General features: G+C 41.7%; 18 protein-coding genes. 8 read left to right on the forward strand and 10 right to left on the reverse strand.

Features of this window, described 5'->3' with window-relative positions; all coding sequences use genetic code 11:
* Positions 1–9: 9 nt before the first annotated feature.
* The 6 genes from BST97_RS11235 to BST97_RS15855 form a co-directional block, all read right to left on the reverse strand.
* The gene (locus BST97_RS11235) at positions 10–1044 is read right to left on the reverse strand and encodes a hypothetical protein (protein ID WP_085767325.1); all 1035 of its coding nucleotides are present in this window, start codon (positions 1042–1044) and stop codon (positions 10–12) included.
* Between the two features lie 71 nt (positions 1045–1115).
* A complete protein-coding gene (locus BST97_RS11240; RefSeq protein WP_085767326.1) occupies positions 1116–2825 on the reverse strand; it encodes a DUF6909 family protein in 1710 nt (569 codons plus the stop codon).
* 61 nt (positions 2826–2886) lie between these two features.
* Entirely contained in the window at positions 2887–4389 is a 1503-nt protein-coding gene (locus tag BST97_RS11245) for a GH3 auxin-responsive promoter family protein (protein ID WP_085767327.1), read from the reverse strand.
* Positions 4389–5246 carry a M23 family metallopeptidase gene (locus BST97_RS11250; RefSeq protein ID WP_085767328.1) on the reverse strand — a complete coding sequence of 286 codons (858 nt, stop codon included), beginning with the start codon at positions 5244–5246 and terminating at the stop codon, positions 4389–4391. Before BST97_RS11250 ends, BST97_RS11245 begins: the two co-directional genes overlap by 1 nt.
* A gap of 137 nt (positions 5247–5383) precedes the next feature.
* Complete coding sequence (locus BST97_RS11255; protein ID WP_245833700.1) at positions 5384–5983, reverse strand: ATP-binding cassette domain-containing protein; 600 nt, start codon at positions 5981–5983, stop codon at positions 5384–5386.
* 49 nt (positions 5984–6032) lie between these two features.
* On the reverse strand, positions 6033–6329 hold the full coding sequence (locus BST97_RS15855) for a hypothetical protein (protein WP_157111640.1): 297 nt from the start codon (positions 6327–6329) through the stop codon (positions 6033–6035).
* A 91-nt stretch (positions 6330–6420) separates the two neighbouring features.
* On the opposite strand from BST97_RS15855, the gene BST97_RS11260 reads away from it, so the two are divergent.
* The 7 genes from BST97_RS11260 to BST97_RS11295 all read left to right on the forward strand — a co-directional run bounded on the left by BST97_RS11260 (position 6421) and on the right by BST97_RS11295 (position 15645).
* Entirely contained in the window at positions 6421–9372 is a 2952-nt protein-coding gene (locus BST97_RS11260; RefSeq protein ID WP_245833555.1) for a PEP/pyruvate-binding domain-containing protein, read from the forward strand.
* A complete protein-coding gene (locus tag BST97_RS11265) occupies positions 9369–10640 on the forward strand; it encodes a serine hydrolase (RefSeq protein WP_245833557.1) in 1272 nt (423 codons plus the stop codon). Before BST97_RS11260 ends, BST97_RS11265 begins: the two co-directional genes overlap by 4 nt.
* A gap of 101 nt (positions 10641–10741) precedes the next feature.
* Positions 10742–11737 carry an NADP-dependent oxidoreductase gene (locus BST97_RS11270; RefSeq protein WP_085767331.1) on the forward strand — a complete coding sequence of 332 codons (996 nt, stop codon included), beginning with the start codon at positions 10742–10744 and terminating at the stop codon, positions 11735–11737.
* A 277-nt stretch (positions 11738–12014) separates the two neighbouring features.
* A complete protein-coding gene (locus BST97_RS11280; protein ID WP_085767333.1) occupies positions 12015–13268 on the forward strand; it encodes an ABC transporter permease in 1254 nt (417 codons plus the stop codon).
* 106 nt (positions 13269–13374) lie between these two features.
* Positions 13375–14295 carry a GYDIA family GHMP kinase gene (locus BST97_RS11285; protein ID WP_085767334.1) on the forward strand — a complete coding sequence of 307 codons (921 nt, stop codon included), beginning with the start codon at positions 13375–13377 and terminating at the stop codon, positions 14293–14295.
* A gap of 86 nt (positions 14296–14381) precedes the next feature.
* A complete protein-coding gene (locus BST97_RS11290; protein ID WP_085767335.1) occupies positions 14382–15389 on the forward strand; it encodes a CBS domain-containing protein in 1008 nt (335 codons plus the stop codon).
* Positions 15390–15426: 37 nt separating this feature from the next.
* Positions 15427–15645 carry a hypothetical protein gene (locus tag BST97_RS11295; protein ID WP_085767336.1) on the forward strand — a complete coding sequence of 73 codons (219 nt, stop codon included), beginning with the start codon at positions 15427–15429 and terminating at the stop codon, positions 15643–15645.
* Positions 15646–15925: 280 nt separating this feature from the next.
* Here BST97_RS11295 and BST97_RS11305 read toward each other — a convergent pair whose 3' ends face one another.
* The 3 genes from BST97_RS11305 to BST97_RS11315 form a co-directional block, all read right to left on the reverse strand.
* Positions 15926–16288: a YraN family protein gene (locus BST97_RS11305; protein WP_085767338.1), complete on the reverse strand. Its 363-nt coding sequence runs from the start codon at positions 16286–16288 to the stop codon at positions 15926–15928.
* A gap of 72 nt (positions 16289–16360) precedes the next feature.
* Positions 16361–17383 carry a S66 peptidase family protein gene (locus tag BST97_RS11310; protein ID WP_211277430.1) on the reverse strand — a complete coding sequence of 341 codons (1023 nt, stop codon included), beginning with the start codon at positions 17381–17383 and terminating at the stop codon, positions 16361–16363.
* Entirely contained in the window at positions 17380–17970 is a 591-nt protein-coding gene (locus tag BST97_RS11315; protein WP_085767339.1) for a hypothetical protein, read from the reverse strand. The genes BST97_RS11310 and BST97_RS11315 overlap by 4 nt, the downstream gene beginning before the upstream one ends.
* Before the next feature lie 153 nt (positions 17971–18123).
* On the opposite strand from BST97_RS11315, the gene metG reads away from it, so the two are divergent.
* Positions 18124–20190, forward strand: coding sequence for a methionine--tRNA ligase (metG, locus tag BST97_RS11320; RefSeq protein WP_085767340.1), 2067 nt, complete (start codon positions 18124–18126; stop codon positions 20188–20190).
* 112 nt (positions 20191–20302) lie between these two features.
* On the opposite strand, the gene BST97_RS16250 is transcribed toward metG, so the two are convergent.
* Positions 20303–20434: a hypothetical protein gene (locus BST97_RS16250; protein ID WP_262497046.1), complete on the reverse strand. Its 132-nt coding sequence runs from the start codon at positions 20432–20434 to the stop codon at positions 20303–20305.
* Positions 20435–20537 lie beyond the last annotated feature (103 nt).

Genomic DNA, 20537 nt, shown 5'->3' on the forward strand with positions numbered 1-20537 from the left:
GGTTGGTTTTTAGCGCTTTTGATAATTATTCAAAGCTTTCCATAAAACGGGAACTAAGGCAATTAAAAGACCTAGGCCGAAGAATACTATTGCTAAAACAACTTTATGGTTAATATCCTTAATTTTACCACGCTTTACAAACTGTGAAACGATGTTTATAGTATTCTCATAATACTTCTTCTCCAACCTATTCTGATTAAGTCTTATTTGAATATCTTGTTTTTGCTCAAACAGATCCTTCAGAGAAGTAGTTGTTTTTTGATCGCCTAGATATAGGTTCGTATTTACACCGCCGTCATCTTTATCTTCTTTCCTAATAGCCTGTTGTACACTATTGATAATGCTGTCAAGCTCTGTAAGTTGATAGCGGAGCACTTTGATATCAAAATTTACGTTCTCAATCCTAGCTTCCTTTTCAGCTTTAATGGCACTATTTTCTCTTACTACAACTGCTTTTTCTGCAGCTGTCATTACCGTCTCTCGATCGGTACCTACAACATCTACAAGATAATACTCGTAATCGATCTCGCGCTTGGAATTTTTAAACCCTTCAAATGAATAATTCACTAGCGCAGTACTGTCCGTGTTTTTGGTAATCTTATCATACTCAATAAGAAGTTCATTGTCAGTATAGCTAGGATTAATTTCAAACTTTTTTATTTGAGCAGCCTGTTCAGCACTTATACCGAGCTCTTTACCTAGTTTTTCAAACTCTTCTTCGCCAACTAACGAATTATATAATTCCACGTTAGCTATAAGTTGAGAGGAGCTACTGAAGTAAGGCTTCACTCTGAGCTCTGCGGAATAAATTTCTTCAGATTTAGAGTCTAAATAATATCCCAGTCCAGCGCCTATGATAATCATAATCGCAAGTAAAATAATATTGTCTTTTATAAATATTAAAAACAACACGAAAAAATGGAAAATGGCGCCTAAGAACTTCCCGATGGAGCGGAAAATGTTCTTCACACCATCACCGAGGTATTTGAACACAGGAACTAAATCTACCTCTTGTTCCTGCTGCTGTTGTTGATTCTGATCCATTAAATATCAATATTTCTCAAGGGTTCAAAGATAACTAAGTCTAGGTAACGTTAAGCTTTTGCAAAAATTATCTAGAACTGTTCATGAGCTGGTTCGAGAATTTGCTCCAGGATCTTTTCAGTAATCACGTAGACGGGTTTCACTCCTGTGAGCCCCAGACCGCCGCTGGCGAGTGTATGTCCAGTCTTCATAGGGTTGTCACTTGCATAATAAGCATACCTTACCTCAACCTTTTTTCGTATGCTTCGGCGCACTCTGGAGGCTGCCTGTATGGCTTTTTGATAATGTGCACCTTCCATTTCTAGTCCTATAACCTTCCAGCTCGAGTCATAGAAAAACTTGAGTAAGTCTTTGTTTTGAAGTGAGGTTCCCAATACGGTCACCATACTTCCAGATACTACGCTTATCCCTTCTGTTTTAAGATCTTTTTTTGAGAGCTTGTTTTTAAATGGATAATTATCCGCCGTTCCTTCAAACACGTGGGCATTTGGAACCATTATATCACCTTTATCTCCTTCAAGAATTCCCGCCTTACCCATTATATTGATAGAATAAACGTTCATTTGTTCGGCTTTCTCATCAATGTAAAATGGTTTGAGTAACTCATCCATAGTCTCATAAGCCTGCTCCCCAAAGGCATAGTCCATTACGATTATAACAGGCTTTTTATGGTTCTCGCTTTCGCGAAAGCGTGCTCCCACAAATCCTACGTTTTTGAAATCGCATTTAGCGGTATCAAAAATCTGTACATCTATATTAGTCCCACTCTCGTCTAATAGCTCATACATGCCATTATTGAGAGCTGTTTTCTTGACCATATCTCTAGACTTCTTGCCGCTCGCTGTACTGAGTCCAGCAAAAACCTCCATGCGATCTTTCTTTGCCATTTGAGCTGCAAGCGCTTGAGGGCCATAGAAGGAGTTCATGACACTGTGCAGGTTTGCACTGATTATGTGAAGCGGTCTTTCAAAAAGGTCTTTCTCCCATAGAAACTTCTTGATACGCTCTGCCCAGCGCTCACCGTGGATATGGTGTCCCAGTCGCTCACGCAGCACAGGTGAGAATGTGACTAGGCGTTTTTCCTCATCAAGAATTTCCTTCCTGGCGAGAGCACCTAAGTGATAAATGACGCTTAGGAATCTATTGGGATTATCAGCTGTGGCAAACTTTGGATACACTTCCATGACCTCTTCATAAGTGCGTCCCAAGATATTAGCTACATGAATCACCGCGACTTCCTTTTCATTTTGGGTAAGCTTTTTCTTGGCTACAGAATCTTCTAAGCATTTCCAGTCGCGAGTAGTATTGCCATGATCACCTACAATTACCTGTTTCATGATTTTATGTGACTCGATCATAAGAAAGGTTAGGTGAGTGAGTATATCATAGATCTCAGAACGACCGCGCGTGATCTCGATGTTCATTTGATGCTTATCGATGCGATAGCAATTGCGACGTCTTTTTGCGGGAATAATGGGAGTGAAGTGCGATCTTGCGTACCCTTCATCGCTAGTAAGATTAATGTAGGTACACTCCTCGATGCCTGTAGGTAGTCGATCCATGACATACAGCAAACCGCTCAATTCAGATTTTGCCTCAGCGATAGAGCCATATATTTCTGGGCGTAATGCAAGTAGAGATTCTCTAAGACTTTCACCACTCACACCCATGGGTTTATAAAAACCCCTATTGAAAAGATGTCTCATAGTAATGTAGAGACGTTCTATGGCGCCTGTGCTTTCTTGCGCCCTGGTGCGTGGTTCCGGATTGATTATCGGCATACTGTTTTTAAAGCACAAAGATAATGAGATCGTAAACCATCTCAATAGTGGCTAGCTTTACCTATTCTTTAAGCTGAGATAACTCATGTAGTTTACCTGCAATCTTTCTGTCATTAGATAATCTTGGCAGTTTATTCTGCCCGCCCAGTTTTCCTACAGACTTCATATATTCCTTGAAACCACCTTTTTTGACTCTTGTGATGACAAGTGGTCGCAAGACTTTTCCAGCTATAAGATCGTCGTAATAACTATTCTGATTTCTCATTTCCAGATCAAGCAGTTCAGAAAAGCGATCGAGGTCATCTTGATCCTCAGCAAATTCTATGAACCACTCGTGATAGGGTAAGCCTTTCTCAGGTGAAAGTTGAGGCGCTACGGTAAACTCATTAATGCTAATTCCAGTTTCTTTTTGAGCTGCTTTCATGGCTTCTTCTACCTCTTTCCCAATAACGTGCTCACCACTCGCACTTATAAAATGTTTGATACGCCCTGTAACCACAACTCGGTAAGGGTCAGTTGAGGTAAAGGCAATTGTGTCTCCTATGTTATAGCTCCATAACCCAGCCGTTGTAGAGATGATCAAAACGTAATTGACACCTGTTTGCACTTCTGCAATGGTCAATCGTGGAGCATTTTCTTCAAAAAATCGATCTGCAGGTATAAACTCATAGAAAATTCCGGCATCGAGCAAAAGCAGCATACCTTTCTCCGTTCGAGAGTCTTGGTAAGCAAAAAAACCTTCACTTGCAGGGAAGAGTTCAATGCTATCTACATCGCGTCCTATGAGTTCTTTGAATTTGGCCCGGTATGGCTCAAAGTTGACACCGCCGTAAATAAATAGATTGAAGTTAGGGAACACTTCTCCCACCTTTCTACCGGTGCGCTGAATGATGCGTTCAAAATACATCTGGACCCAGCTTGGGATTCCAGAAATAACGCTCATGTTTTCTGGTAAGGTCTCGTCTATGACTGCTTCTACTTTAGATTCCCAATCTTCAATGCAGTTGGTTTCCCAACTAGGCATCCTGTTTTTCTGTAGATAATTAGGCACAAAATGAGCCACTATACCGCTGAGACGTCCTAGTTTGATCCCATTGATTTCTTCCATTTCTGGAGAGCCTTGCAGAAAAATCATCTTTCCGTCCACAAACTTTGCATTTCCAGTCTCATGGATATAGCTGAGTATCGCATTACGTGCAGCTTTTATGTGCTCAGGCATGGATTCTTTAGTCAGCGGTATATACTTGGCGCCACTTGTAGTTCCAGAGGTTTTGGCAAAATAGAGAGGCTTCCCAGGCCATAATATGTTCTTTTCACCTGCTACGACTCGATCTACATAGGGTTTGAGTTCTTCATAATCTCTAACAGGAACTTTTTGAACAAAGTCTTCGTGCGAGCTGATGGATGCGAAATCGTGATCTTGACCAAAAGTTGTATTCTGAGCCTTAGAAATAAGATCTTGAAAAACCTTTTCTTGGGCTCTCACAGGATTTTGAGCCCATTTTTGAGTCTGCTTGTGGACTATTTTGGCAAATATCCTTGCGGCAAAAGATTTAATAGACATTATTCAAAACTTATAAAATTAAGGGGATCAAGCGGGTAGCCGTCACTCCAGAGTTCAAAGTGCAGGTGTGGTCCCGTCGTCAAATCTCCCGTATTACCCACAATACCGATCACCTCTCCCGATAAGACTTGATCATTCTGTTCCTTGCTCAGAGAGGCTGCGTGTTTGTATACAGTGATCAAACCGTAGGAATGTTCTATTAAAATGGTATAACCCGTATCTGCCGTCCATCCAGAAAAAATTACCGTACCGTCAGCAGCGGCTTTTATGGGGGTTTTAGGAGGTGTCACCACATCTACTGCAAAATGTTTTATACTCTCGTCATAGACTTGGGTAACCTGACCTTTTACGGGTGGGAAGAAAACGAAATTTGTTTTTGCAGTTGCACCGGCAATCACATTAAACCGGTCAGCGGCTTCCACTTCTTTGCGCAAAAGACTGTCGGCAGCAATGGGAGTAAGGTCGGGATTTTCTTCTTGGGTCTCTACTCTGGCAACGCTATCGATTTTGCGGTATTCTTCTGATGTTATGTTTCCATTAAGTACCATTTTTATACGCTCATATTGAGCATCGTTAGCTTGAAGCTCCATTTTCAGAGAATCTGCCTCTTCATACAATTCTTGAGCCTGTCGTCTTAAATCTGCGCTGCTATAGCCAGGTATATACTCTCTAAGTGGAGTGTAGGCAATAAGCAAGGCTGTAAGGGCTATTAATACTGCAGCAATAAAAGTGATTACGATCACAACATTTAATTTACTGAGCTTAAGACTTATGCGCTCTTCAAATGTGTCATCGTTTAACACAACCATGCGATAACGGTGTGTCCAGCTTCCCTTTTTCTTCTTCTTTTTAGCCATTACTCTATTGACTTAACAAATATAGGATTTTGCACTCGAGCTGATAGTTCAACTCTATTTGAAGAAATTTGTTGCTTAAAATGAGTTTTAAAGGTTCTGAGGAGTTTGTAGTGGTTTACGCTTTCGCGAAAGCGTATCTATCTTCTAACATATCCCAGCTTTTTTAGATCTTCTATGTCATCTACTTTTGCAAGATTGCCACGATCTAGTAGAACACCCGTGTTTGAAATTTCCATCACATCTTCATAATAATGATCTGTGAGTATAATACCCTTAGTAGCAGACCATTCTAGGATTTTATCTTTTACAATTACCTTCATGGAAGGCTCCAGCATCGAGAAAGGCTCATCGAGTAGAAGAAAATCATGATCCAAGTTTGCGATGAGTAAAATCTCCAGATATCTAAATTGACCAGCGGAAAGATTTCCCACCTTTTCCATGTCAAATGAGGACACTTTGGGTGCGTAAAAAACTTTTTCCTGATCTTCTAGCCTAGTAAGACACATCGGGATTAAATCTCTTACCCTTAGGCTTTTTGGTAGGAAGGGCTCTTGTGGTAAGTAGGCGATTCTATTTGAACCAACTATCTTATTCCTTGATATAAACTTACCATCGATATGAACCGTTAAACAATCTGTCTTCAAAACACCAAAAACGCTTTTGAGCAAGGTAGACTTACCGACTCCATTTTTACCGTAAAGTCCTATCACATCACCTGTTTTACAAGATATTTCCACCTTATCCAATAACAGGTTTTTCCAAAACTATGGCTGAGGTTCTGAATTTCTAAGAGAGCCATATATCAATGAGTTTATATAGGATAAATACACTGAGAGCAATAACAATATTCATTAAAAATAAATTCAAGATAAGCTTAGAACGTGTCCAGCCCAGATTGCGGTACAAATTATACTGAGCTCTAAATAGGTATTGATAACATACAAGACCGAATACTGTTCCCAAAGTCCCAAAGCAAAAGATGGCGTAGCTAATATCTCCTATGGCTCCCAGAAAAAAACACAATGGTAAATTGAAGGCATTGATGTCCTTGAGAAAATTTTTGAATGCGGGATGTTTGAGCACCTTGAATTTTATTTAATGATACGTATTTTTTAGGAGGTATTAATGAGCAAATTTTTCATTTCTCATATAGGTTCTGGTTAAACAATCCTTAATGATCATAGAGCCTTTGATCAAAAATTTATCTTTGAGCGGTATGAAAAAGACATTTTCTTTTATTCTCTTAATCAGCACGCTAGTTAGTTTTTCACAAGAATTTTCTGACGATAAAATCAAGGATATGATCAGTTCCTATCGGGATCTGGATCGTGGTCCTTACAAGTCCATCAATTGGTTCTGTCCTGACGGAAGCATTCGCGATGCAAAAGATCCATGCCCCAAGGAAATAGGAGAAGGAATCCAACACGCGAGTTACCGTCCAGAAGTCAAAAAACTTGCCCAGCAAAGACACATTTATTTAAGTGAAATTTTAGCCTCCAATGATATTTGGGACTTTTGGGATGGTAATAACAACCATTCAAGAGTCAAACAATACCAACTTCAGAAATTTCTGGAAGCTAGTAATAACGGTTGGGTTCAAGAACGCTCTAAATTCTACCGAGGTGCCGTGCAGCGAGAAGATGAAGAAGAATGGGGTCGCAAGTTTTACTATACAGTACTGGGTGATAACGACTTGATCGAGCGTGACTTCTTTCTCCTCAGGGAAAGCCTCAGAGACTTACCGCACGATGGGGATACCAATCTAGCTCAGGAGATACGTAGTGACAGCAAGATACTAGCAGAGAAATATCCCAAGTTCATGGATTTGCGTATCAAGATTCATGGGAATCCACAAGCGCAAGATATCAAGGCGACTCAAGACTGGCTGAATGAGAATCGAGATAAATTAAAATCTGAGGACATTGGAACCTTTGAAAAACTCATAGCAAACATGCAGGAGTTTTTTGAACCCGTTTCCGTATCCAACCTCAAGGATATGGTTCAGGACTGGCCGGCAGAAAGCTACATAAGAACCCAAACCGAATACTTCTCATCCCGATACGATCAAGATACAGAACCCAGAATTCTCGTTCCTGCTGCGGCAAACCTCATGTGTGACATTCGCGAAAACATTAAGCAAGATCGCAGGGGAACGCGTCGTACCAGCGCCTTGGAGCTGAGCCTAAGATTGGAAGAGTTGATTTTTCAACAGTCCAGCAACTGGCAACCCCAAGATATCAGAGGCTATCTCGATAAGATTTTTGCTTTAAGCCAGGCGCTGGCAAGTGCCGGTTACACGGAGCGCTGGGAATGGGAACAGGTACAGCCCCAAATATTTTATACAGAAGGAAAACAAGCAGCTGCCTCAGAGCTGTTGAGAATTGTGAACTTGGGTCGCAGTCAGGTAGAGTGGGGAACCGGTATGGTTTACGCCATCTATGGAGATGTTGTTGAAGAGTATTCTCGTTTTGAGCCTTTGGCATATGGATTTTACGATGACCGCATTCGCTCCTCGTTATTGTTACCACTTGGTGACACAGTTGGTCAGGTGGGAGCACTTATCAATCGGCAGATTGATATGGTGAGCGATGTACAAGGTGTTGAGAATATCAGCACAGTACGTGGTCTTAACGCTGGGTATGTTAAAGGTGTTTTGCAAGTCGTTTCTGGAAATGCTGAGGACATGGAAGTCGATCCCAATAAGATCTACATTTTTGACCGACCGCCCAGCGATTTGAAGCCGGTCGCGGGTATCGCAACGGTTTCAGAAGGGAATCTTGTGTCGCACGTACAGCTTCTTGCCCGCAACTTGGGAATTCCTAACGCTGCCATCACCATTGACAACCTCAACGATCTCAAAGCTTATGACGGTAAGGAGGTCTTTTATGCCGTGAGTCCAAAGGGAACAGTGGTTTTGAAATCTGCTTCTAAGATGACTGACGATGAGAAAGAGCTTTTTGCGGTGTCTAAAAAGGAAAAGAAAACCATCCGCATACCAGAGGACAAATTAAAACTGGATGGTAAGCAGCCCATCGACATGAGCATTGTGGACAGTGGTGATAGCGGTATTTTGTGTGGCCCCAAAGCAGCAAACTTAGGTCAGCTTAAGAAGCTTTTTCCAGAGCACGTTGTGAACGGTATCGTTATTCCGTTTGGCGTTTTTAAGGATCACATGGATCAAAATATGCCGGGCGCTTCGGGTAGTTACTGGGATTTTTTAGTTTCCGCTTTCGCGAAAGCGGAACAAATGAGAGCCTCTTCCACTCCTGAAGATGAGGTGATCGCCTATCAGCTGGGTGAACTAGAAAAGTTACGGAACGCCATTGCCAAAATGCCGTTGAAAAACAGCTTGATTTCATCTCTAGAAGCTGACTTTAAACGCAATCTGGGAGGAAGCATGGGACAGGTACCTGTATTTCTACGCAGTGATACAAACATGGAAGACCTAGAGGAATTTACAGGAGCAGGCCTGAACCTTACAGTTTTTAATGCTGTAGACCGCGATAAGATCCTCAAGGGAATAAGGGATGTATGGGCGAGTCCCTACACGGAGCGCAGTTTCAAATGGCGCCAGGCTTATCTTGAGAACCCAGAAAATGTCTATCCATCCATTCTGATTATCCCGACCGTGGACGTGGATTACAGCGGTGTTTTGATCACTAAGGATTTTATCAATAACAATAACAAAAGTATTACCGTGGCGATGAGCCGTGGCGCGGGTGGCGCTGTAGATGGACAGAGTGCCGAGACTTACATCATAGATGAATCTGGAAATTCTAGATTGATATCGCCCGCTAGGGAAAACAAGATGCGCAAACTACCATCTACTGGTGGTTCTGTTATGGAACATGTAGATTTTGATCAGCGTGTGGTAAGTTCAGAAAACCTTGAGAAAATCCACGATTTTGCAAAAGAAGTCCATAAGATCATGCCGGGTTCAAAAGATGGATCTTATAAAGGCGCGTGGGATATTGAATTAGGTTTTAAAGACGACAAGCTGTACCTGTTTCAAATACGTCCTTTTGTAGAAAATTCCCAAGCTGCAAATTCTGAATACCTCAATTCCATTGACGCACAAGCTAAGCTTGACACCCAGTTATTACTCAACAAAAACATTTACGAGTGAAGATTTTTCGCAATTCCATAATTCTAATTTTTACCGCAGTGCTAGTCATGGCATTTTATCCCATCGACGGTTACGAGCGTACGGGAATCAAACGCCTTAAGAGATTAGAAAAAACGCTGGACAGCACCATCACTGAATATTACCTCAAAAAAGGAAGCTTTAAATCATATAAAGAAATCACCTTGTGGCTTTGTGAGCAGGAAGATAGCGTTCCTGAAATAATGACCGTTGATCAGGATTTTCAGAAAGAAATGATGCAGTTGTTTCCCAGCCGTGCAGGTTATGGAATCACGGTTCTCGACATGACTGATCCTGACAACATGCGCTATGCAGAAATGAATGAAGATCGAGGTTTCCAGCCGGGATCCGTGGGCAAGATTGTAGTTGCTACCGCTTTTTTCAACGAGATCAAAAATCTATGTCCCGAAGATATGAGTGTGCGCACGCGCTTGATGAAAGAAAAGGTTGTGCGATCTGGAAATTGGGGACTTTACGATCACCATACCATCCCGATTTACAATGTTGAGAAAGATTCTTACGTAAAACGTACTGTGGTAGCCAGCGATGAGTTTACCTTATATGAGTGGCTGGATCACATGTTGAGCGTGAGTAACAACGGTGCAGCCAGTATTGTGTGGAGAGAAGCCTTGCTCATGAACATCTTTGGTGATAAATATTTTGGTCTGACCCAAGAAGAAGCCGACAAATATTTTGAAACCGCAGATCGTCGGGAATTAACTGACCGTGCAATAAACCTAGTCAATCAACCCTTACGAGATCTAGGGATCACTCATGATGAGTGGCGCTTGGGAAGCTTTTTTACAAACGGTGCTGATAAATACGTGAGCAGTAAAGGAGGAAGTATAGGAACTCCTAAAGGATTGATGAAGTACTTCATAAAACTTGAAAAAGGCGAAGTAATCGACCGTCTCACGAGTCTAGAAATCAAAAGATTGTTGTACATGACTGATAGGCGTATTCGCTATGGTGCGAGCCCTCGACTTGATGAGGCATCCATCTATTTTAAATCTGGTAGTTTATATAGTTGCGATAAATCTAAGAGCACGCCTTGCGGCAAATATGCAGGAAACCGCTACAATTATATGAACAGCGTGTGCATAGTAGAACATCCTGATGGTACCAACTATATTGTGTGTCTTGAAAGCAATGTGTTAAGCAAAAACAGCGCAGGAGCCCACATGTATCTTGCCAGCGCGATTGATAAAGCGATACGAGCCAAATACGAAACCGAAGAGGAAAAAGAATAGATTCTTTTCTTTGATTACTCGCTTTTTAACACCTCGGCATCATTTTTTAGTATTCTTATGAGAGCTAGCCAGCCCTTGAGATAGTAACTTGAAAACAAAAAATGAATAAAGTAATATATCTTAAGAAAAGACCAGAAGGAAAGCCTCAATTATCTGATTTTGAGATTAAAGAAGATCAAAAGCCGGAGTGTGGCGATGGAGAATTATTACTTGAGACACTATATGTTTCTGTAGATCCTTATTTGAGAGGGCGCATGCGCGATGAAAAATCTTATATCGAGCCCTTCAAACTTGATCAACCTCTTGAATCTGCCGTGGTGGCTAAAGTAACTGAGAGCAAAAATGACGACTTCAATTCTGGTGATTATGTAATGGGAATGTTGCAATGGAAACAAATCCAGACTCATAGCGGCAAAGGTCTTCGCAAAGTAGATAAAGACTTGGCACCGTTGAGTGCTTATCTGGGAGTCTTAGGAATGACAGGTTTGACCGCTTACTTTGGACTTTTAGATATAGGGGAACCCAAAGAGGGAGAAACCGTTTTGGTTTCAGGTGCCGCTGGAGCGGTGGGTTCAATCGTTGGACAAATTGCAAAAATCAAAGGTTGCAAAGCGATAGGAATCGCAGGTAGTGATGAGAAAATAAATCTGATCACTGAGAAATTTGGCTTTGATTCTGGAATCAACTACAGTGAAACAGATAATATGACAGCTGCCATAGGCAATCATGCTCCAGATGGTGTGGATGTGTACTTTGATAACGTAGGAAGCTACACACTAGACGCGGCGATGAATAACATCAATCGTTTCGGAAGGGTGATCAACTGTGGAGCGATTTCTTTATACAATGAGACGGAGCAACCTACAGGACCTAGACTGGAAACCACTATCGTTAAGAAAAGTATTAAGATGCAGGGTTTCATCGTGAGAAATTACGAGGATCGTTTTGAAGAAGGTGTTCAACAGTTGGGTAAATGGCTCAAAGAAGGTAAACTAAAACATGAGGAAACCATTGTAGATGACTTTGACCAGATACCTCAAGCCTTTATCGATCTATTTGATGGTAAGAATAAAGGTAAAATGGTTGTTAAAGCTTAGGTTTTTGAACTAATCACAGCCTCGATTCCTTTCTTGTAATTCAAAAGATGGGTAGTCGAGGCTGTTTCAGTACTTAAAAGGTTCAAGCCTAATTTTTTCATCACAACAACAGCCCATAAAGAATAGGGACACGCTGTGCTTTTGACTTTGTGCTTAAGATGTTTAAGAGTGTCGCTTTCGCGAAAGCGAAACAAAATTCTCAATGGTTGTAACATATCAGCAATGATGCAGTCCAACTGTAAACCGTATTTTTACGGAGGACAAAGTCTGTGTTCACATGCTCATTTACCTAAGGGTTTTACAAGAGAGTTTCTTTTTTGCGCTTAATGCCTTGCGTACTAATATTTTGCGCACATTTCTGTCGTTGCTGGGAGTGAGCATAGGTATTTTTGCGATTATAGGCGTTCTGGCAGCTATCGACTCGCTGGAAAGTGAGATAAAAGACGGTTTGAGTTCACTGGATATAAGTACTATTTACGTGTTGCGATTTTCTTTTGGTCCAACTGATCTAGAACCTTATCAGTACGAAAATTTTCCTAACGTTTCCTACGATGAATTTGAGATGTTGCAGCGCAGTATGCCTGAAATGGGTGCGATAACCTACACCGTTTTTTCTGGTGCTGAGAATATCAAATACGATAATAAAACTGCAACTGGCGTCAACATCGTTCCCGCGACTGAAACCATGTATGAGCTGGATGGGCTGAAAATTGAAGAAGGTCGTTTCTACAATGAGTCTGAAGCAAACAGCGGAACACCCGTTGTGGTGATAGGGAGCGAGGTGGCCAATAGTCTTTTTGGAGATTCTTACCCTATTGGTCGCAAGGTGCGGCTTTACGGGAATAAGTTTACCGTGATAGGTGTCCTAAAAAAAGAAGGACAAGGAACGCTGGGTCCTTCAAAAGATGGTTCGGCTTACATACCGGTGAATTTTGTGAGAAAGATCTACGGTGATAATAATCGCTCCAGAGTTTCTGCATTGATCATGAAACCTAGAGAAGGAGCTGATCAAGATGAATTTATCGCTTCCATGGAGCAAAAGCTCAGAAATTATCGCGGTCTTAAAAATGACGAGATAAGTACCTTTTTTGTGAATCCGCTGAAGGGTTTCACTGATTTTCTGGACCAGGTTACCAGCACACTCACACTAATAGGTGCGGTAATCGCCAGTTTCTCGATGCTGGTAGGAGGATTTGGTATTGCAAACATCATGTTTGTGAGTGTGAAAGAGCGTACCAATTTAATCGGGATTCAAAAATCCCTGGGCGCAAAAAATAGGTTTATTTTATCACAGTTCTTATTTGAAGCCATCATATTAGCATTGTTTGGAGGGCTTTTCGGATTGTTGTTTGTCTGGTTGGGAACTATTGTTGCCAGTGGTCTCACAGAAGATTTTGAATTTGTTTTATCCACTCAAAACATTATCTACGGAGCGACCTTCAGCGCCTCTGTAGGCCTGATTGCCGGCTTGATTCCTGCGATAGTGGCTTCACGCTTGGATCCTGTGGAGGCGATTAGGACCGGGATGTGATAAGGCTTATTAGACCTCCGAGGTTTTCAAAACCTCGGAGGTCTGTGCATACAGATAAATTCAATTCCATTTTCTCTAACTAGATTTGTCACAAACAAATCCGCTCGTGTCCCTTTCTATAGAACGATTTTCTGCCAATGCAAAATTCCTGATCACGGGTGAGTATGCCGTACTTGCAAATATCACCGCGCTGGCCGTACCGCTTAAGAGGCAACAGCATCTTGAGATTTCCTCGCGTGACGATCAGAAGTTTACCTGGAAAAGCTATGATGCCGATGGGAGTTTATGGTTTGAAATAGAATCCGATCTTGGGAAAATTAAATCTTCTCAAAAATTTGACGACCCCACCGCTGATAAACTTTTGGCGATTCTCAGACACGCCTCATCAATGAGTTCCAGAGACATCCTTAATCAAGGTTTTGATGCAGTCACCACGCTAGATTTTAATCGCAAATATGGAATGGGCACCAGCTCCACACTTATCTCCCTGATCGCTCAATGGGCTGATTGCGATGCATATCAACTTCAGTTTGAACACTTTGGCGGTAGTGGTTTTGATATCGCCTGCGCCACCGCAAAAACTCCTATTCTTTACAATTACAACGATGCTGTTCCTATCGTGAAGCCAGTCATTTTTAATCCTGCAATTAAAGATCAGCTGTTCTTTGTATACCTGAATCAAAAACAAAACAGCCGCGATTCTATTGCCAAGTTTGACCCTCGTAAACTGACTCAAGAGTTGAAAAATGAGCTGAACCAAATGCCCAATCGATTTGTTCAGACGGCTGATTCCGTCGAGGATTTCAGTAAGACGATAGAAAGACATGAAGAAATCATCTCAAACCTCGTAGGATTGGAACCCGTCAAAAACCGCCTTTTTCCTGATTATAAAAAAACCATGAAATCGCTGGGCGGCTGGGGAGGTGATTTTATACTTGTAGTGGGGGATAGTGGTGATAGAGCACGCTTTCGCGAAAGCGGATACAGCCACATCTATTCTTGGGACGATCTAGTCCTAACAGATTAATTAAATTCCAATTAACGCCTATTTGGCAGAAATCCTCCGTTTCTAGCTGTTTCTTAGAACACTGAAATCATAACCAAAAAAGTTAGGTGAAAAAGGAATTTGAAGACCTTATTGGAAAAGCAGCAGAATCTGAAGAAGGCATCACGCTTACCCGCCGAGATATTTTACACAAATATGATGGCTATAAGCGTCGATCCAGCAAGGTAGTGTGGCGCATCAATGAAGAATTGGGCCGTCATGGATTGAAGGTAAAGCCCAGTTTGCAGGCTGGAGAAATGGACGATGAGGTCAAAGTGATGCCTACCAAAAAAGCACGCATCGACGACCAGCAAATTTCAAATCTGGGAAATGAAGAATTTGATCCCATCACAAGACTTTCTGAACTCAATGCCGCAAAAACGAATCCTGTATGTGTCCACCCAAACGATGAGCTGACTAAGGCTACTTACCTCATGTGGCACCATGGATTCTCCCAGCTCCCGGTAATGCTCAATCATAAAAACATAAGCGGAATCATCAACTGGGAAAGTATCGCAAAAGCTAAAATCACAAACCCTGATGCGGATAGGGTGGAAGACGTGATGAGTACCGATTTTACTTTGCTGGACCTTGACATGCCGCTGTTTCAAGCCATACGTGAGATCATTAAAAAAGACGTTGTGTTTGTTAAAACGGCGGATCGGGAAATAAAAGGGCCTATTACCGCCCATGATATCAACCTAGAATATTTGGATCAAATCGCTCCATTCATCCATCTAGAAGAAATTGAAAATATGCTGCGTATGTTGCTGGACGGTAAATTTGAAATGAAGTTCTTGAATAAATGTGCCAACTATGAAGGCAAGGAAATGCAACCTACCTCACTTAGCGATCTCAATTTTTCAGATTATGGATTTATTTTAGGAAATGAACAAGTCTGGGAAACCTTGAAATTACCCTTTCATCAAACCTCCTTTATCGCCGACTTGCACAAAGTGCGCGAGATCAGGAACAATGTAGTCCATTTCAGATCTGGAAAAATAGACGAGGAGCAGCTGGAACTGCTTGAAAAAACTTCCAGATGTTTGCAAGAGGTGATTGTGAAGCACGGGTAGGAATTTATAATTTTTTATATCTTGTAAAAAAGTCGTCATGGATATTCAAGCAACAAAACTTCAATTGATTGAAATGCTACTCAGAACCGAGAAACAAGAGGTTTTGAATCGTCTTTTATCTGTTTTCAAGGACAATCAAGCAGATTGGTGGGATGAATTATCTATAGAAGAACAGCATGTGGTTCAAAGAGGCATTGAACAAATGGAAAATAACCAGCTTGTTGATCATAAAGATGTCATGAAGAAGTTCGCTTAATGAAAATTAAATGGACCATTCAAGCATCAAATTCACTTGAGGATTTGATAGACTATCTTGAAATCCATTGGTCAACGCGTGAGATTAAAAATTTTGAAACAAAACTTGCAAAGACTATATCAACAATTACCGACCATCCAAAAGTTTTCCCTACAAGCAAAAGTTTTCCAAGACTATGAAGAGCCTTGATAGACAAGAACAACTATCTGATTTATCGCTTTGATCAAATTCATCAACAAATTATAATTGTTCATTTCAGAGGAACAAGGCAGAAACCTCTCTAAAAATGATAAAAAGCATCCTCGATATGCTCCGTTTTTGTACCCGCTTTGTTTTTGATAATGGCAAAAATATCAAAGCGAACTTCTAGGTCATCTTCGCCATACAACTCCATGAAATGATCAGCAGTTTTAACCAGTCTTTTGATTTGTGCGGGTTTCAAAAAATCCTGAGGCGCTCCAAAATCAGGAGTGGAACGGGTCTTAACTTCCACAATCACGATCGTATTTCCCTTACGAGCAATAATGTCGATTTCTCCTTTTTGAAACACGTAATTCTGGACCAGAATGTCATAGCCGTTTTTAAGTAAGTGCGCTACCGCAAGCTCTTCTCCTTCTTTTCCTAGATCGTTGTGTTGTGCCATTATTTTTTAATCTCTTTAGCTATATATGACTTTTCTGCACATTGAGGAGATGTCCACAGGTCGGTAGTTGTTTTATTGAGTAAAAATAATATCATTTGAATCAATTAGAATTTCCATCTCCATTCCCAACTTCAAGCTAACATTATTCTCCAAGTGCCCAGCTGGAAAATCAAAAATCACGGGATAGTCATAATCTGCTGTAAGATCTTGAATGATCTCGAGCGCATTTTTCCCAAATGGGATTTTATGATCATTCATATCAGTCATTCCACCTACTAATAAAGCTTTCAGACCGCTGAATTTCCCAGCTCTTTTTAGCGAAAACATCATCCTTTCTATGTGGTAGAGGTATTCATCGATTTCCTCAATGAAAAGAATACCGCCCGTAAGATCCGGCAAATCTTCTGAACCTAGCATACTGTAAAGAATGGAGAGGTTGCCGCCGTGCAACTTTCCCCTGATTTTTTGAGGTGAAAGGTTTTGGTTGTTTCTGAGTTCAACTCGGATTTCTTCATTGAAAAGAGCCTTTCTAAAGCTCGCTTTCGCGAAAGCGGTCCTCGTATCCACTTCCAGCGGCATAAAAGCATGAATGCTGGGCAACCCAGCTTTCTGCATTTTGCTGTGGATCAAAGTCACGTCTGAATAGCCGATGATGGGTTTGATATACTTTTTGTCTTTTTTACGGTGCGCTTCGACTCCGTGGTCGTTGAGCGAAGTCGAAATGCTCAGCGACCTTTTTCTCGTAAAATTCGTGCGGTGACTAAGTGGAGTCGAAGCCTCCGCCATTTGCACAAAATCCAATCCTTCCAAAATCTGAATACTCCCGTAACCACCACGCGCGATCCAGATTGCTGCTACTTCTGGGTCGTTCCACGCCTCGATAAAATCTTCCATCCGCTCCTGCGCCGTACCACCGAATTGATAATGTACCTTGCCAATGGTATTGCCATAATCTACTTTCAACCCGATGGATTGCAGATAGCTTTCGGCATTTTTAAGTTCAGACTTCTGAGCGCTACGTGCGATGCACAATATGCGCACTTTATCGCCTTTTTGTAAGGCGCGCAAATTAAATTGGTTGGGTGGGGTGATCAATTCAGTTCTTTTTGAAGCTCTTTGAGCAATTGGTCATATTGCCCCCTCAATTCCTGTTCTCTCAATACTACATCGGTCATTGAAATGGCGAGAAATCTAACCACACGGTCAATGTCTTGCAACGGATCCTGATTCATAAACCCGGTCATCATGTTGTCGTGGTAACCGTTATAGAATTTTTGCAAGGTGTAAACTTGGTTGATCTGCTGGATTTGTGGCAATGACAAACCGTTGATCAAGCCGGTTTGAGTCCCAGTTTCATAAGCGCTATCCATAAGTGGAAACATCCTGATGCCTTTGAAGAACTTAGGTTTTCTAGGCGTTTTTGAGGAATCAGCCTCGTAAGAACGAGCCACATAGCTCTGAACGCTGTCGCGCAGCATGATATGATAATCGTAGACGTTATCTAATCTTGATTTATTGGTTTCAACTTCAGCAATGAGGTTTTGTACGAATAGCTCCGTTTTTTCTTCGTTTCGTGAGCTTTCTGCCCAGCTGGAGACGAGAAAGCCTAAAAACACTCCTATCATCACAGGTATGATCTGGAAGAGGAGCTCGCCTATTTTACGTTTGGTTGAGTTTTTCATTCAAAATGGGTTTGGACTCTGTTATTGTTTAGACTTTTCAATCGGCATCCATTGATATTTGAAATAAACCTAGGATAAATATAGGTAACCTATAGAAATCACATTCAGCTAGATTTTAAACATCGTAAATTTGCAGCTTCAATTGAGTTTTCTATGAGCGATAACAAGCGATTTACCATAACAGCAGCGCTTCCATATACAAACGGTCCAGTACACATAGGCCACCTCGCCGGTGTGTACGTCCCAGCCGATATTTTTGCGCGCTACCAGCGTCTTAAAGGAAATGATGTAGCCTTTATGTGCGGTAGCGATGAGCATGGCGTACCTATCACGATCAAGGCAAAAAAGGAAGGAATCACGCCGCAAGAATTGGTAGATCGTTATCACAAAATCATAGGAGACAGTTTTGAGGAATTTGGGATCTCTTTTGACAATTACAGCCGTACCAGCGCACATATACATCATGATACAGCTCAAGATTTCTTTAAAAAACTAGAAGCTGATGGCAAATTTGTCGAGCAGGTAACTGAGCAACTCTACGATAAAGAAGCTGATCAGTTCCTCGCCGATCGTTTTGTGACAGGAACTTGTCCCAAATGCGGGAATCCTGACGCATACGGTGATCAGTGCGAGAACTGTGGTACCAGTCTCAATGCCACTGACCTAATCAATCCCAAAAGCGCCATAACCGGAAACACGCCAGAGCTGCGAGAAACCAAGCACTGGTTCCTGCCGCTAGATCAGTACAGCGATTGGCTCAATGAGTGGATTGTTGAAGGACATGCACAAGACTGGAAACCTAACGTGACCGGTCAGGTAAAAAGCTGGATTAACGATGGATTACAGCCGCGCGCGGTAACCCGCGACCTCGACTGGGGAATTCCCGTTCCCGTTAAAGGCGGCGAGGGCAAGGTGCTTTACGTTTGGTTTGATGCGCCCATCGGTTATATTTCTGCGACTAAGGAATGGGCAGCAAAAACTCATAAAAATTGGGAAGATTACTGGAAGGATGAGAATACCTCTCTGGTACATTTCATCGGGAAGGACAACATTGTTTTCCATTGCATCATTTTCCCAAGTATGTTGAAAGCACATGGCGATTACATCATGCCTGAAAACGTTCCAGCAAACGAGTTTCTGAATCTGGAGGATCAAAAAATTTCCACTTCACGTAACTGGGCGGTCTGGTTGCATGAATACTTAGAGGAATTCCCGGGTCAGCAAGATGTTTTACGCTATGTTCTCACGGCAAACGCACCAGAAACCAAAGACAACAATTTCACCTGGAAAGACTTTCAGGCGCGTAACAATAACGAGTTGGTTGCCATTTTCGGGAACTTCATCAACCGTACGCTGGTGCTCACCCACAAATATTACAATGGTGTCGTGCCAGAACCTAACGAGTTCAGCAGCGTAGATCTGGAAGTATTGAATGAGATCAATGCGTATCCCGCAAAACTGGAACAGAGCGTGGAGCGATACCGCTTTCGCGAAAGCGTAACAGAACTCATGAACCTCGCCCGTTTAGGAAACAAATACCTAGCCGATGAGGAGCCATGGAAACTTATGAAAACTGATCCCGAGCGCGTGAAGACGATCATGTTTGTAAGCCTACAGATCGCTGCATCGCTGTCGGTTTTAAGTGAGCCATTCCTACCACATGCTTCAGAGAAATTAAAATCAATGTTGTGTCATGCTGATCTTGAATCAGCATCTTTTCAATGGAACGAAGTAGCCAGTCAACAAACGCTCATTCCCACTGGACATAAAATCAACAAAGCCGAATTGCTATTCTCAAAAATTGAAGACGCCCAGATCGAGGCGCAACTAGAAAAACTCGAAGCCAGCAAAGCAACAAACGCTGCCGAAAAATCCCAAATCATGCCACAAAAAGACGAAACAACTTACGATGATTTCATGAAAATGGACCTGCGCGTGGGAGAGATCCTTACCGCAGAAAAAATGCCAAAAACCGATAAACTAATGGTCATGACCGTGGATACGGGAATTGATAATAGAACCATCGTTTCTGGTATCGCGCAACATTACACAGCTGAAGAGCTCGTGGGCAAAAAAGTAACTGTTTTGGTCAATCTTGCGCCAAGAAAACTACGCGGCACCGTTTCTCAAGGAATGATTTTACTAGCCGAGGATCCAGACGGGAAATTGGTTTTCGTAAATCCTGATGATGCGAGTGTTAATGGGGCGGTGATTGCTTAGAGGTATTAGAGACAAATATGAGACCTCCGAGGATTCAAAAACCTCGGAGGTCTAGAATAAAAAAGCAGGATCAATTAAAATGATCCTGCTTTTTCAATTTTAAAAATTACTTCTATTTATCCTTTTCTGAGTCGTTTGTTTCAATTGATTTAGGATTTCGGTTATCCTTGTTGGTAACGCCTTTTGCGTGTGGGATTGGGTGTTTACCTAATTTCTCTTCAAAATTGGGTGTCTTAATTGCCATAACTTTATTTTTTCTTTTCAAGATAGTGTAAAGACTATGTCTTAAACGAAACACTAACAATTCCTTGATGCAGTTCTGGCAAAAGTTTAAGGTATAACTTTGT

Origin of the sequence: Nonlabens spongiae (assembly GCF_002117125.1) — a bacterium.
Taxonomy (GTDB): Bacteria; Bacteroidota; Bacteroidia; order Flavobacteriales; family Flavobacteriaceae; genus Nonlabens; species Nonlabens spongiae.